This window comes from Streptomyces sp. NPDC040718 (assembly GCF_055593565.1).
In genome coordinates, this window is sequence record NZ_JBVIXO010000011.1 from 139,596 (window position 1) to 153,240 (window position 13,645).

10 protein-coding genes are annotated in these 13,645 nt (G+C 73.5%); all 10 read right to left on the reverse strand.

Annotated elements, in window-relative coordinates; genetic code table 11:
• Positions 1–370 precede the first annotated feature (370 nt).
• Positions 371–1,330 (reverse strand): UDP-glucose 4-epimerase GalE, encoded by a 960-nt coding sequence (gene galE, locus ACZ597_RS25670; RefSeq protein WP_471334413.1) that lies wholly within the window; start codon positions 1,328–1,330, stop codon positions 371–373.
• Between the two features lie 185 nt (positions 1,331–1,515).
• On the reverse strand, positions 1,516–2,229 hold the full coding sequence (locus tag ACZ597_RS25675) for a response regulator transcription factor (protein ID WP_471334698.1): 714 nt from the start codon (positions 2,227–2,229) through the stop codon (positions 1,516–1,518).
• A 133-nt stretch (positions 2,230–2,362) separates the two neighbouring features.
• Positions 2,363–4,027 carry an outer membrane protein assembly factor BamB family protein gene (locus ACZ597_RS25680; RefSeq protein ID WP_471334416.1) on the reverse strand — a complete coding sequence of 555 codons (1,665 nt, stop codon included), beginning with the start codon at positions 4,025–4,027 and terminating at the stop codon, positions 2,363–2,365.
• A 53-nt stretch (positions 4,028–4,080) separates the two neighbouring features.
• On the reverse strand, positions 4,081–5,769 hold the full coding sequence (locus ACZ597_RS25685) for an outer membrane protein assembly factor BamB family protein (RefSeq protein ID WP_471334418.1): 1,689 nt from the start codon (positions 5,767–5,769) through the stop codon (positions 4,081–4,083).
• A 188-nt stretch (positions 5,770–5,957) separates the two neighbouring features.
• Entirely contained in the window at positions 5,958–7,757 is a 1,800-nt protein-coding gene (locus tag ACZ597_RS25690; RefSeq protein WP_471334421.1) for an ABC-F family ATP-binding cassette domain-containing protein, read from the reverse strand.
• A gap of 28 nt (positions 7,758–7,785) precedes the next feature.
• Complete coding sequence (locus ACZ597_RS25695; RefSeq protein ID WP_471334424.1) at positions 7,786–9,144, reverse strand: acyltransferase family protein; 1,359 nt, start codon at positions 9,142–9,144, stop codon at positions 7,786–7,788.
• 156 nt (positions 9,145–9,300) lie between these two features.
• Positions 9,301–10,200, reverse strand: a complete 900-nt coding sequence (locus ACZ597_RS25700) for a 4-(cytidine 5'-diphospho)-2-C-methyl-D-erythritol kinase (protein ID WP_471334427.1) — start codon at positions 10,198–10,200, stop codon at positions 9,301–9,303.
• Positions 10,197–11,108: a 16S rRNA (adenine(1518)-N(6)/adenine(1519)-N(6))-dimethyltransferase RsmA gene (rsmA, locus tag ACZ597_RS25705; RefSeq protein WP_471334430.1), complete on the reverse strand. Its 912-nt coding sequence runs from the start codon at positions 11,106–11,108 to the stop codon at positions 10,197–10,199. Before rsmA ends, ACZ597_RS25700 begins: the two co-directional genes overlap by 4 nt.
• The gene (locus ACZ597_RS25710; protein WP_471334432.1) at positions 11,105–12,580 is read right to left on the reverse strand and encodes a ubiquitin-like domain-containing protein; all 1,476 of its coding nucleotides are present in this window, start codon (positions 12,578–12,580) and stop codon (positions 11,105–11,107) included. Before ACZ597_RS25710 ends, rsmA begins: the two co-directional genes overlap by 4 nt.
• 145 nt (positions 12,581–12,725) lie before the next feature.
• Positions 12,726–13,637 (reverse strand): TatD family hydrolase, encoded by a 912-nt coding sequence (locus ACZ597_RS25715; protein WP_471334435.1) that lies wholly within the window; start codon positions 13,635–13,637, stop codon positions 12,726–12,728.
• Positions 13,638–13,645: the final 8 nt, after the last annotated feature.

The window sequence follows — 13,645 nt, forward strand, 5'->3', positions numbered from 1 at the left end:
CCGTACCCGGCGTGTCTCGACCCCTGAACAACTCCGGCCCCCACCGGTGTCACGCATCAGCGTAGAGCGGGGGGCGTCCCGCGGTTGGCCGAATAGCAGAAGTTTTTCGAGCGATTTTCCGGTGGGACGGTCCACAACGGCCTTGGTGGTGGCTTGTTCTCAACCCTCGGGGCGGCCCTTGAGGCGGATTTCCGACCGGCGCGTGCCACGGGCAGTTGCACGGGGTGCATTTCGCCCGGCGTACGCACGCCGGGCGCCCGCGCGCGGCGCCTGCCTGCCGCGCCCGGCCCCAACGCGCGCGCCCCCCCGGACCAACGCGCGCGCCCCCCGCACCGTCGGGTGCGGGGGGCGCGCGGAAGGGGCCGGCGGGTCAGGAACGCCGCTCGCGGGCGAAGTTCCAGGCGTCCGTCACGATGTTGGTGAGGTCCGAGCGGGTCGGGGTCCAGCCGAGGCGCTCGTGCGCCGTACGGGCGGAGGCGACGAGGACCGCCGGGTCCCCGGCGCGGCGCGGGGCGACGACCTCGGGGATCTCCCGGCCGGTGACCTTGCGGACCGTCTCGATCACCTCGCGGACCGAGAAGCCGCTGCCGTTGCCGAGGTTGCACACCAGGTGCTCGCCCTCGGCGGCGACGCGCAGCGCGGCCAGGTGGGCCTCCGCCAGGTCGGCGACGTGGATGTAGTCGCGGACGCAGGTGCCGTCGGGGGTCGGGTAGTCGTCGCCGAACACCGAGATGGACTCGCGCTCCCCGAGGGCGACCTGGAGCACCAGCGGGATCAGGTGCGTCTCGGGGTCGTGGCGCTCGCCGAACTCGCGGTAGGCGCCGGCCACGTTGAAGTAGCGCAGCGAGACCGCCGCGAGGCCGTGCGCCGCGCACTCCCCCGCGATCATGTGGTCGACGGCCAGCTTCGAGGCGCCGTACGGGTTGGTCGGCGCGGTCACCGAGGCCTCCGTCAGCGCCCCGCCGGACGGCTCGCCGTAGGTGGCGGCGGTGGAGGAGAAGACGAGGCGGCGCACCCCGGCCTCCCGCATCGCGGTCAGCAGGGCGAGGGTGCCGCCGACGTTGTTGTCCCAGTACTTGCCGGGGTTCACCACGGACTCGCCGACCTGCGAGGACGCCGCGAAGTGCAGTACCGCGTCGTAGGAGGGGTCCAGGTGGTCGGCGGCGTCCTGGATGCGGCCGTCGACCAGGGTGGCGCCGGCGGGGACGCCCTCGGCGAAGCCCGTGGAGAGGTTGTCGAGGATGGTCACCTCGTGTCCGGCCTCCAGCAGATGGGCTGCCACGACGCTGCCCACGTATCCGGCGCCGCCGGTGACCAGGTACTTGCTCACTCGCACTCCTACCTCTCGCGCAGGCACGCGGATGCGCGTGCTCTGGTGACTGGCTTACCGGATTCCACGCCTCCGGGGAAATCGCGGCCGTCCCGGCACGTTACCCGGACGGCCCGGAGCGGCCCCGGCGGGCCGGTTCGGGCCCGGGTCGGCTCGGTCCCCGGACAGCTCGGTCCCCGGACGGCTCAGTCCCCGGACGGCTCGGTCCCGGGATCCTGCGGCCGCTGCCGCACGGGCAGCGCCACCCGGTCCAGCAGCCCGGTACGCGCGGCCAGCGCGGCGGCCTCCAGCCGTGACCCCACGCCGAGCTTCATCAGTACCCGCTGCACATGTGTACGGGCTGTGCTCGGCGCGATGGCCATGCCGGCCGCGATCAGCCGGGTGTCCTCGCCCTCCGCGACCCTGACCAGCACCTCGACCTCCCGCGGCGTCAGCAGCCGCAGCAGCCTGCTGCCCTCGTCGTCGGGCTGCGCCGAGGGGTTCAGCAGCTCCGCGAAGGCCCCCTGGAGCAGCTGCGGGGCGATGGCGGCCTCCCCCGCCCGGGCCTTGGCCAGGGCCCGCTCGACGCCCTCGATGCGCTCGTCCTGGCGTACGTACCCCGAGGCGCCCGCCGCGAAGGCCGCGGCTATCCCGCGCGGGCTCGGCACGGGGCCCAGTACCACCACGGCGATCTGCGGGCGCTCCCGTTTGATCCGCACCACCGGCTCGAAGACCCCGGGCTCCGCCGGGGCCGCGGTGCCGAACAGGCACACCTCGGGGGCGCGGCCGATGACCAGTTCGGCGGCTCCGGCCGCCGGCGCGGCCGCCGCGAGCACGCGGTGCCCGCGCAGCTTCAGGGCCGAGGCGAGCGCCTCGGCCAGCAGACGGTGCTCGTCGACCACCATGACCCGTACGCCCATCAAGGCTCCCACCCCAGATCCTTCTGACCCGGCAAGCTACACGCTTGTTCGACGGGGCGTGCCGGTTACCGCGCGAAAGCCCCCGATCGGTCGGCACCGTCCGGGGGCTCTCGGCGAAGGGGGAGGGCGGGCGTCAGCTCGCCGCGAAGGAGACGAAGAGGAACTCCGGGTCGGACTTCTCCGAGTACGGCTTGCGCACCGTGGTGCGGGCGATGAACAGGCGCCCGTTGTGGTAGCGGAACTCCGAGTGGTCCAGCGAGAAGGCGGTCTCGATGCGCTGGCTGGCCTTGTCCACCGGGTTCTGCATGAGCAGGGTCTCCTTCATCGTCTTGCCGTCGATGCTGACGACCTGGCCGCCGCCGTCGTACGGGGGCACCTTGTAGGCGATGATGTTGGACCCGTCCATGCGCAGCGGGTACATGGTGTACTTCTCGCCCGCGTCGGCCCGGTCGCTGGTGGGCTTGCCGGTCTCCAGGTCGAAGGAGACGATCTCGTTGGTGCGGCCGACGGAGGCCGTGCCCTGGTGCTCGTACGACGGCAGGTAGACCTTGCCGTTGCCGACGACCATCTTCGAGCACTGCTCCACCTCGGTGGCGGGGCACTTGGGGGCGTAGCTGCCGCCGGCGAGGCCGATGCGGGTCTTGAGCTGGCCCGCGTCGTCGACGACGAACAGGTCGCTGACGTTGGTGGCGTTCTTGGCGGTGTTGCCGACGTTGGCGGCGATGATGAGCGGCTTGGTGGAGATGATGCCGGCCCACTCGATGCCCGCGGACAGCTTGTACTGGTACTTCGGTGCGCCGGTGGCGGGGTCGAGGGCCTGCGCGTACAGGGTCGGGCTGGAGCCGCGGCCGCACTTGCGCAGGACGGCGAGGGCCTCGCCGCCGGCGTAGCCCATGTCGTAGCAGCCTTCGCCGTCGGTCTTCGGGGTCCACAGGGACTTGCCGTCGGCGAGGTTCCAGGCGGCGCCGCCGGACAGGCCGCCCGCGGCGACGGTCTGGCCGCTGATGGTGACCTCGCTGAAGGAGACCGGCCTGTCGCCGCCGGTGGCGGACTTGGCGTTGGCGGACCAGAGGAGCTTCCCGGTGTTCAGGTCGATGACGCCGACCTGGGTGCACTGGGGGTACTTCTTCTCGTTGGTCGCCATGCCCTCCTCGAAGAGGATGGCGGTCTTGTTGTCGCTGATGTGCTTGGTGGCGCCGCAGACGTTGGCGGGGAGCGGGAGCTCCCACTTCTTGCCGCCGTCGACGAGGTTGTATCCGACGACCTTCGCCAGGTCGGACTTGGCGTAGGTGGTGTCGGTCAGCCAGGAGCCGTCGACGGAGACCACGTCGGCCGGGGCCGGGCTGGGGACGTTGACCAGCGACTTCGACTTGGGGTTGGACGGGACCTTCTCGCTGCCGGGGGTGCCGGCGGGGGCCTTGTCGCCGTCGGGGGAGCCGCTGGCGCCGTTGGCCGTGGGCTGTCCGCCGCCGCCGTCGTCCCCGGAGACGTACCAGAATCCGCCGCCGATGATGAGCGCCATGGCCAGTACGGCCGCGCCGACGATCGCCAGCTGGTTGCGCTTGTCGTTGCTGCCGCCGCCCGCGGAGTACTGGGGCTGGGCCGGGGCCTGGAGCGTGCTGGGCTGCTGCTGCGGGTAGCCGTAGCCGGGCTGTGCCTGGGGCTGCGGGTAGCCGTAGCCGGCCTGGGGGGCCGGGACGGTGGGCGGCTGGGCCGGGGGCTGCGGGGGGCCGGGCGGCGGCGGGGGGCCGCCGAAACCACCGGAGGGCGGCTGGCTGGGGGGCGGCGGGGTACTCATCGCTTGCTACTGCCTCTCGGTGGGGCGCTCGGTGGGACGCTCGGTGGGCTCGTTCACTTGCCGAAGACCATCAGGAGCCGCTCCTCCGTGTTGTTGCCGTTCAGCCTGGTGGTGGAGGTGAAGTACCGGCCGTCCTCGAAGGCCCGCACCTGGAAGGTGGTCATGGCGCTCTCGATCTTCGCGGAGGGGCCGGAGGGCATGCGCAGCAGCGTCTTGGGCGCACCGCCGCCGACCGCCATGGAGACGATCTCGCCGGGTTCGTCGAGGGCGCCGGCACGGTAGGCGATGAGCTGGCCGTTGCCCGCCTTGACCGGGTACCAGTTGCGCTTGTCGCCGGCCTTCTGCCGCCACTTGGCCTTGCCGGTGGCGAGGTCGAAGGCGACGACCTCGTTGTCGAAGCCCTTGCTGGTGGTGGTGCGCAGGTAGAGGGTGTCGCCGTCGACCACGGAGTTGCCGCAGCCCTGGAGGTTGTCGGAGCTGCCGGCGTTGCAGTTGGTCTCGAAGGAGCCCTCGGCGGACATGCTGGCGCGCTTCTTGCCGTCGGGCGTCAGGGAGATGATGGCCCGCTTGTTGTCGTCCGCGTTGTTGAGGTTCCGGTTGGTGATGTCGAGGACGATCGGGGAGACGGACAGGACGCTGCCGACGCGGTAGCCCTTGGGCAGCCGGTAGGACCAGGTCTTCTTGCCGGTGACCGGGTCGGCGTCCTGGATCTCGTAGGTCTTGTCCTCGTCCATGCACAGGGCGATGGCGAGCAGTTTGCCGTTGCCGGCGGCGTACTGGGTCGGCTGGCAGCCCTCGGGGGTGTTGCCGGAGAAGAGCTTGTCGCCGGTGCCGAGCTTGTGGACGGTGGCGTTGGCCATCCGGTTGACGACGAAGACGTCGCCGGTGAGGGCCATGGAGACGGAGCCGCCGCCGTCGAAGAGGTTCTCCTTGGCGAGCTCCTTGGTCCATCCCTCCTTGCCGGCCTTCAGGTCGATGAGCTTCATCTGGTTGCAGGTGGCGTTGGAGCCCTCGCCGTCCTTGACGGTGAGGACGGTCTTGCCGTCGGGGGTGGTCTGGTCGGCCCAGCCGCAGATCTCCGTCGGGAAGTCGAGCTTCCACTTCTCCTTGCCGTCGGTGACGGCGTAGGCGATGAGGGATTTGCCGACGGTCTTGACGACGGTGTCGCCGGCCACCCACATCGCCGGGGCGGGAATGCCCGTGTCGCCGGCGGCCAGGAGCTTGGCCGTCTTGAGCCACAGCGCCTTGTCCTCGCCGGGCTTGCGGCCCGCGTTGAGGTCGGTCTGCTCGGCCATGCCGTTGCCGCTGCCGTCGCCCTTGTCCACGGACGGGGAGCCCGAGGGCTTGGGGTCGGCGGGCGCCGAGCCCTGCGCGGCGGGCTTCTTGCCGCCGTCGTCGTCGCTCAGGAAGGTGAACCAGGCGCCGGTGCCGAGTACGAGGACGCCCGCGACGGCCGCCGCGACGACGGCCGCGCCCTTGCGCCGGCCCCGTCCGCCGGGTGCCGGCGGGCCGGGGGGCATGCCCGGCCCGGGCGGCGGGAAGCCGTGGCCGCCCTGCTGGGACAGCGGCTGCGGCACCGTCGCCGGCTGCTGGACGGGCTGCTGCGGCACCGTCGGGGGCTGCTGCGCGTACGGGTTGGCGCCCTGCGGCGGGTATCCGTAGCCCTGCTGCGGCGGTCCGGGCAGGTGCCCGTAACCGGAAGGGGAGGGCGGCTGGTTCGGCGGCTGGGGCGGCTCGGTCATCAGCGCATACCTTCGGGTTCGGGCGGTGGGGGCGGTCCGGGAGATCGAAAAGAACCGACCCTTTCTATCACTCGTGGCCGGTACGCACCGGGCCGGTCGCACCCCTGTTCCCAAGGGAGGACCGGCCCGTGACACGGCCGTTATCCACCCGGCCGGCGCATTCCGGGGCCCCGAGGACCCCCTTGGACTCAGGCCTCTTCGGCCAGTTCCAGCCAGCGCATCTCCAAGTCGTCGCGCTCGGAGATGAGTTCCCGCAGCTCCGCGTCGAGCTTGGCGACCTTGTCGTAGTCGGTGGAGTGCTCGGCGATCTGCGCGTGCAGGTTCGTCTCGCGGTCCGACATCTTGTTGAGCTGCCGCTCGATCTTCTGGAGTTCCTTCTTCGCGGCGCGCGAGTCTCCCGAGGACGTCGACTTGGCGGCGGCGGCCGGGGCCGGCGCCGGGGCGGCGGCCTCGATCATCCGCTGGCGGCGCTCCAGGTACTCGTCCAGGCCGCGCGGCAGCATCCGCAGGCTCGCGTCGCCGAGCAGCGCCATCACCGTGTCGGTGGTGCGCTCGATGAAGAACCGGTCGTGGGAGATCACGATCATCGAGCCCGGCCAGCCGTCGAGGAGGTCCTCCAGCTGGGTGAGGGTCTCGATGTCGAGGTCGTTGGTGGGCTCGTCGAGGAAGAGGACGTTGGGCTCGTCCATCAGCAGGCGCAGGATCTGCAGCCGGCGCCGCTCACCGCCGGACAGGTCGCCGACCGGCGTCCACTGCTTCTCCTTGGTGAACCCGAACTGCTCGCACAGCTGGCCCGCCGTCATCTCGCGGCCCTTGCCGAGGTCGACGCGGTCGCGGACGCGCTGGACGGCCTCCAGGACGCGCAGCGAGGGGTCGAGCTCGCCGACCTCCTGGGAGAGGTAGGCCAGGCGCACGGTCTTGCCGACGGTGACGGAGCCCTCGGCGGGCTGGGCCTCGCCCTGGGTGCGGGCGGCCTCGGCGAGGGCCCGCAGCAGGGAGGTCTTGCCGGCGCCGTTGACGCCGACGAGGCCGACGCGGTCACCGGGACCCAGGTGCCAGGTGAGGTGCTTGAGCAGGGTCTTGGGGCCGGCCTGGACGGTGACGTTCTCCAGGTCGAAGACGGTCTTGCCGAGGCGGGCGTTGGCGAAGCGCATCAGCTCGGACTTGTCGCGCGGCTCCGGCACGTCGGCGATCAGCTCGTTGGCCGCCTCGATGCGGTAGCGGGGCTTGGAGGTCCGGGCGGGGGCGCCGCGGCGCAGCCAGGCCAGCTCCTTGCGCATCAGGTTCTGCCGCTTGACCTCTTCGGTGGCGGCGATCCGCTCGCGCTCGGCGCGGGCGAAGACGTAGTCGCTGTAGCCGCCCTCGTACTCGAAGACGTCACCGCGCTGCACGTCCCACATGCGGGTGCAGACCTGGTCGAGGAACCAGCGGTCGTGGGTGACGCAGACGAGGGCGGAGCGGCGGGTCTGGAGGTGGCCGGCCAGCCAGGAGATGCCCTCGACGTCGAGGTGGTTGGTGGGCTCGTCGAGGACGAGGAGGTCCTGGTCGGCCATGAGCAGCTTGGCGAGCGCGATGCGGCGGCGCTCGCCGCCGGACAGCGGGCCGATGACGGTGTCCAGGCCCTGGCCGAAGCCGGGCAGGTCCAGGCCGCCGAAGAGACCGGTGAGGACGTCGCGGATCTTGGCGTTGCCGGCCCACTCGTGGTCGGCCATGTCGCCGATGATCTCGTGCCGGACGGTCGCGGCCGGATCGAGGGAGTCGTGCTGGGTGAGCACGCCCATCTGCAGGCTGCCGCTCTGCGTGACGCGGCCGGAGTCGGGCTCCTCCAGCTTGGCCAGCATCCGGATCAGGGTGGTCTTGCCGTCGCCGTTGCGGCCGACGACGCCGATCCGGTCTCCCTCGGACACGCCGAGGGAGATGCCGTCGAGCAGGGTACGGGTGCCGTACACCTTGCTGACTGCCTCGACATTGACCAGATTGACGGCCATCAGACGCGCTCCAGGGAAAGGGTGTGGATCAGCCCCTCAGCCTAACCCTCCGGGCCGACGCGGAACGTTCCACCAGCCAGGCGCCCCCCACTGCCATGCCGATGGCGGCGGGTGCGGTCACCGGGAAGGCGATCAGGACGGCGGTGTGGCCCTCCAGGAGCCCGCCGAGGCCGGTCATGGACAGTCCGAGGATCCCCAGCAGGCACAGGGTGGTGCCCAGCGCGGCGGCGGGCCCGCTGCCGCGGGTGCCGCCGCCGGTCCGGGGCGGGCCGCCGGCGGGGGCGGCGGGTACCGCCCGGGGCGCCTCGAAGCGGCGGAAGCAGGCGACGAGCGCGGCGGTGAGGGCGGCCGCGAGGAGGATCCGCGGCGGCACCTGCGCCCACCAGGCGGCGGTGGCCGGCTCGGGGAGCGCCAGACCGAGGGCGAGCTGGGCGGCGTACACGCCGAGCATGGCGGTGAGGTGCCACAGGAAGGCGGTCATGGCGATGCCGTTGGCGGCGACGACCCCGCGCCACGCGCGCGGCCGGGCCAGCCACGCCGTCGCGGGCCGGGCGAGCAGCTGGACGGCGCCGACCAGCCACATGCCGTGGCAGAGCAGGGCGAGGGTGGGCGGGGCCATGTTGGACACCTTCTCCCCCGGCATCCCGACCATGGACAGCGGATACGGTCCGGCCGCCACCAGCAGCACGGCCCCGGCGAGCCCGGCGGCGCCCAGGAGCGCGGGACGGGTGATGCGGCCGTCGGCGCGCAGGAAGCCGAGCTGGTGCACGGCGAGCCAGACGAAGGCGAAGTTCAGGAACTCCGCGTAGGGGACGCCGAACGCGAAGCGCAGTACGTCGACCAGGGCCGCGGCGCCGGCCAGGGCGGCGAAGGCGCCCCAGCCCCAGCGGGCGTGCAGTCTCAGCAGCGGCGGGGTGAGGGCCACCATCGCGAGGTAGATCCCGATGAACCACAGCGGCTGCGTGACCATCCGCAGCGCGGCGCCGGCCAGCCGGCCGCCGTCCGCCCCGGCGAGCTGCACGAGCAGCGCGAACGCGGCCCAGACGAGGACGAAGACCAGGGTGGGCCGCAGCAGCCGCTGGAGGCGGGCGCGCAGGAAGGCCGCGTAGACGGGCCGGCCCTCGCCGCGGCGTTCCAGCGAACGGTACGAGAGGGCGTGTGAGAACCCGCCGACGAAGAAGAACACCGGCATGACCTGGAGCCCCCAGGTGAGCACCTGGAGCGGGGGCACCAGCGCGAGCAGGTTCCCTATGCCGTCGGAGCTGACGGCGGCCATCAGCCAGTGCCCGCACACGACGGTGGCGAGCGAGGCGACCCGGAGCAGGTCCACGTACCGGTCGCGGGAGGCGGGCGTGGCGGCGGCCATGCCGCGTGCGCTGACTGTCATGCCCACTACGGTCGCGGGCGGACCCCGGGCCGCGACAGGGCGCGGGTACTCATCCCGCGCCTAGGTAGCCGGTTGCGGAGAACCCGCCGGCCCGGCGCCGCCCCCGACGCACGCCCCGACGCACGCCCCGGCACCGGCCCGCCGCCGGCCCGCGTGTCAGGAGACGGCCGTGGCCCCCGGCGCCGGGGAGGAGGTGACCCGGGTGGCACGGCAGGTGCCGGAGGCCTCCAGCGCGGCGGCTACCTTCGCGGCGGACTCCGCGTCCCGGACCAGGAAGGCCGTCGTCGGCCCCGAACCGGACACCAGCCCGGCCAGCGCACCCGCGTCGGCGCCCGCCGCGAGGGTGTCGGCCAGCTGCGGGCGCAGCGACAGCGCGGCGGCCTGGAGGCCGTTCGACCCGGGCAGCGCGGCGGCCAGCGCGTCGGCGTCGCCCGAGGCGAGGGCCGCGAGCAGCGCCGGGGAGGCCTCGGGCGCGGGCACGTCCGTACCGGCGGTGAGCCGGTCGAACTCCCGGAACACCGCCGGGGTGGACAGGCCGCCGTCGGCGACCGCGAACACCCAGTGGAACCGGCCGGCGTCCACCGGGGTCAGGAACTCGCCGCGGCCGGTGCCGAGCGCGGCGCCGCCCACGAGGCTGAAGGGGACGTCGCTGCCCAGCTCCGCGCAGATCGCGAGCAGTTCCTCGCGCGGGGTGTCCAGCTTCCACAGCAGGTCGCACGCCAGCAGCGCGCCCGCCCCGTCGGCGCTGCCGCCGGCCATGCCGCCGGCCACGGGGATGTTCTTCGCGATGTGGAGGTGGACGGCCGGCTCGATGCCGGCCCGGGCCGCCAGGAGCTCGGCGGCGCGCGCCGCGAGGTTGGTGCGGTCCAGCGGCACCTGGTCGGAGTCGGGGCCCTCGCAGGTCACCGTCAGCGCGTCGGCCGGGGTCGCGGTGACCTCGTCGAACAGGGAGACGGCCAGGAAGACGTTGGCGAGGTCGTGGAAGCCGTCGGGGCGGGCGGCGCCCACCGCCAGCTGGACGTTGACCTTCGCGGGGACGCGTACCGTCACGCTCACAGCGCGGGCCTCTCGACGGCCGGCTTGTGCTCGGCGATCGCGGCGAACTGCTCCACCGTCAGGGACTCCCCGCGCGCCAGCGGCGAGACGCCCGCGGCGACCAGCGCCTGTTCGGCGGCGGCGGCCGAACCGGCCCAGCCGGCGAGCGCGGCGCGCAGGCCCTTGCGGCGCTGTGCGAACGCGGCGTCGACCACCGCGAAGACCTCGGCCTTGGAGGCGGTGGTCTTGACGGGCTCGGAGCGCCGTACGAGGGAGACGAGGCCGGAGTCGACGTTCGGCGCGGGCCAGAAGACGTTGCGGCCGATGGCCCCGGCCCGCTTGACGTCCGCGTACCAGGCGGCCTTGACCGAGGGCACCCCGTACACCTTGTTGCCGGGGCGGGCGGCGAGCCGGTCGGCGACCTCGGACTGGACCATGACGAGGGTCCGCTCGATGCTCGGGAAGCGGTCGAGCATGGTCAGCAGAACCGGCACGGCCACGTTGTAGGGGAGGTTCGCGACGAGCGCGGTCGGCGCCGGGCCGGGCAGCTCGGTGACGAGCATCGCGTCGGAGTGGACCAGCGCGAAGCGGTCCTTCTTGTGCGGCATCCGCGCCTCGATGGTGGCGGGCAGCGCGGCGGCGAGGATGTCGTCGATCTCGACGGCGGTCACCCGGTCGGCGGCCTCCAGCAGGGCGAGCGTCAGCGAGCCGAGGCCCGGTCCGACCTCCACGACCACGTCGTCCGGACGCACCCCGGCGGTGCGCACGATCCGGCGCACCGTGTTGGCGTCGATGACGAAGTTCTGGCCCTTCTGCTTCGTCGGGCGGACGCCGAGGACGGCGGCCAGCTCTCGGATGTCGGCCGGCCCGAGGAGGGCGTCGGAAGGGGCCTCGGAGGTCTGGTGGGGCTGCTGCTCTGCGGTGCTCACCGCTCAAGCCTACGGCCGCAGTGCGGCCACGGACTCGCCCCCCGCTGCACGTAGAGCTTCTTCGCCCGGTACGTCTGCTCCGAGGCCGGTGCGTCCTGCGGGCGGCCGCTGCCGCCGAGGGCCCGCCAGGTGCTGACGTCGAACTGGTAGAGGCCGCCGTAGGTGCCGGACGGGTCGGTGGCGGAGGGGCGGCCCCCGGACTCGCACTGGGCCAGCGCGGACCAGTTGAGGCCGTCGGCGCCGGCGACGGAGGTGGGCAGCGGCTTCGTGCCGACCAGGACGCGCTGGCTGACGGGTTCCCGGACGACCTCCTCGGCGATCTTCCGGGGCTGCTGGCGGACCCCGTTGACGGTACGAAGGGCGTAGGTGACCCGGCGCGCCCCGGGCCGCCCGACGCGTTCGACGACCTCGGTGCCGGCGAAGAGCCCGGCGTCCTCGACGCGTTCGGTCTCGTACGGGATGCGCTCCTCGCGGACCTCGCGGGTGCCGGTGATGCGCAGCACGGTGACGGTCTGGCCGTCGCGGGGGAAGGAGTCCGGGGGGACGGAGGTGGTGTCCTGGCCCTGGAGGGTGATGCCGGCCTGGTCGAGGGCTTCCTTGACGGTGGCGGCGTTGGTGCGGATGGTGCGTTCGCGGCCGTCGGCCATGAAGGTGACGCCGCGTTCGGTGCGCACGCCGAGGGTGAGGCCGGAGCGGGGGACGGTGGCGGTGCGGGGGGCGGAGAGGTAGGCGCCCTCGACGCGGACGCCGAGCTGGCGCAGGGCGCCGTCGACGGTGCGGGCGGTGGTCCACATCTGGCGGGTGGTGCCGTCGAGGGTGAGGCGCAGGGGGCGGCCGTAGCGGAGCACGACCTGCTGGCCGTCGTCGAGGGCGGAGCCTGGGGCGGGGGCGACGAGGTCGTGGGGGCCGACGCCGAGGCCTTCGGCTTCGAGGAGTTCGTCAACGCTCCCGGCGAAGGTGTGGAGGGTGCGGGGGACTCCGTCGACGGTGAGCCGCACGGCCTTGTCCGCGGCGACGAAGGCGGTGGTGCCGCCGGCCAGGAAGGCCACGACGAGGGCCTGCGGGACGATGCGCCGCCAGCTGTCGCGGGCTGTGGCGGCGCCCCGGCCGGCCGGGGCGGGGGCGGAGCGCCTGCGGCGGCCGGACCCGGCGCCGGGCGGGCGGCCGGGGGCGGGGTCGGCGCCTGGGGCGGCGGGCGGTGGCGGTGGCGGGGGTTCCGCGGTGCTGGTGCGGCGGCGTCCGCCGGCGGGGGCCGCCGCGCGGCGGCGGGCGGCCCGGCGGCCTTCGCCGCGGGGGGCGGGGACCTGCGGCTCGGGGGCGGCGGCGTACGGGTCCCCGTACGGGCCGTCGTACGGGTTCTCGTAAGGGCCGTCGTACGAGCCGTCGTGGCCGTCGTGGCTTGTGTCCGGAGCCGGGTCCGGCGCGGGGTCCGGCCAGGAGGCACGGCGGTGACTGCCCTGCGTTTCGCTCACGTCGCTCGCTCCACTGGTCCGGCCCCCGGCTGCTCGGGCACGGCACCCTAGCGGCAGGGGGCGTCACGCACCAAAGCCGTTCGACTACCCAGCGTGTCGGGCGAACGGCTGCGCGAAGGACGGGACGGGCGGGTGCCGGGGCGCGTCAGTAGCCGAAGGCGCGCGCCGTGTTGGCGGCGAGGGCGGTGGCCATGGCGTCCTCGTCGATGCCACGGACGGCGGCCATGGCCCGGACCGTCAGCGGAATGAGGTACGGGGCGTTCGGCCGTCCGCGGTAGGGCGCCGGGGTGAGGTACGGGGCGTCGGTCTCCACCAGCACCAGCTCCAGCGGGGCCACCGCGAGAGCCTCGCGCAGCGGCGCGGCGTTCTTGAAGGTGACGGTCCCGGCGAAGGACATGTAGTAGCCGGCGGCGGCGCACTCCCGGGCCATGTCGGCGTCGCCCGAGTAGCAGTGGAAGACGGTGCGCTCTGGGGCGCCCTCCTCGCGTAGCACGCGCAGTACGTCGGCGTGGGCGTCGCGGTCGTGGATGACGAGGGCCTTGCCCTGCCGCTTGGCGATCTCGATGTGGGCCCGGAAGGAACGCTCCTGCGCGGCCATCCCCTCGGGGCCGGTGCGGAAGTGGTCGAGGCCGGTCTCGCCGACCGCCTTGACGTGGTCCAGCGCGGCCAGCGCCTCGATCTCGGCGAGCGCGTCGTCGAGCGCCGCCTGGCCGCCGCCGGACCGGGCGCCCTGCCGGGACCACCCGTCGGGGTCTCCGTGGACGATGCGGGGCGCCTCGTTCGGGTGGAGCGCGACGGCGGCGTGGACGTTGGCGTGGGCTGCCGCGGTCTCGGCGGCCCAGCGCGAGCCCTTCACGTCGCAGCCCACCTGGACGACGGTGGTCACGCCCACGGAGGCGGCCTTCGCGAGGCCCTCCTCCACGGTGCCGGACTGCATGTCGAGGTGGGTGTGCGAGTCGGCCACCGCCACCCGCAGCGGCTCGGGCAGCGGGGGCGGGACGTCCTTCGACGCGGCCTTGGAGGCGGCGGCCGGGGAGGAGGAGGGGCTGGGGCTCATGAGCCGAT